The organism is Lysobacter sp. Root916, from assembly GCF_001429785.1.
Lineage (GTDB): Bacteria > Pseudomonadota > Gammaproteobacteria > Xanthomonadales > Xanthomonadaceae > Lysobacter.
The window spans coordinates 1-1,024 of the sequence record NZ_LMJF01000008.1; the positions used below are offsets into that span (position 1 = coordinate 1).

General features: G+C 68.2%; 1 protein-coding gene. It reads right to left on the reverse strand.

Going from position 1 to position 1,024, the window contains the following annotated elements; translation table 11 throughout:
• Nucleotides 1–1,024 (reverse strand): condensation domain-containing protein (locus ASE35_RS07700; RefSeq protein ID WP_157489346.1); only part of this gene is annotated, 1,024 nt, incomplete at both ends.

The following is a 1,024-nucleotide window of genomic DNA, read 5'->3' on the forward strand; positions in this document are numbered from 1 at the left end:
CGACAGCAGCAGCGACCAGCCGGCCAGCAATACCGCAAACAACGTGGTGCCGTGCGACTGCGCCAGCACGCGCAGCTTGCCGGCCAACTCGGCCGACAACGCCACCGGCACCACGGACCCGGCATAACGCTGCACCGGCGGACGCGGACGGTCGGTCGGCAACTCCAGCAGTGCCGGTGCGCCCACCAGGTGATCGCGCCAGAACGCCGTCTGCCGCTCCAGTTCCTCGCCTTGCAGCCAGCCACGCTGCCAAGTCGCGTAGTCGGCGTACTGGATGTCCAGCGCCGGCAACGGGTCGGCCCGCCCCTCGCTATAGGCCGCGTACAACTGCGCGAACTCGCGAACGATGACGCCGGTCGACCAGCCGTCGCTGACGATGTGGTGCTGGGTAATCAGCAGCACATGTTCCTCGTCGGCCGTACGCAGCAAGCGACCGCGGATCAGCGGCCCCTGGCTCAAGTCGAAGGGCGCGCCCGCTTCGTCGGCCGCCTGCTCGTGTATCGCCTGCTCGCGGGCCTCGACGGGCAACTGCGAGAGGTCGTGCTCGGCCATGGCAAAGCCGATGTCCTCGGGTGCGAACACCTGGTGCGGCACGCCATCGACCGCAACCAGGCGCGCACGCAGACCTTCCTGGCGCGCCACCAGTGTGTCCAGCGCTTGCTTCAACGCATCGCGGTGCAGGCTGCCGCTCAGGCGCAGCGCTGCCGGCATGTGATACGCGCGGCTCGCGGATGCATCCAACTGATCGATGAACCACAGGCGTTGCTGCGACAACGACAACGGCAGCGGTTGATCGCGGCCGACGCGCTCGATGCGGCCCAATGTGCTCGCGCCGCCTTGGCCCACCGCCTGCGCGAACGCGTGCAGCACCGGATGGACGAAGAGCTCACGCAGCGGCACTTCCACTCCCAGCCGCTCGCGCACGCGCGAGACCAGCTGCACCGCCAGCAACGAATGGCCGCCCAGTTCGAAGAAGTGATCGTGGCGACCCACCTGATCGACCTTCAGCAGCGCCTGCCAGATA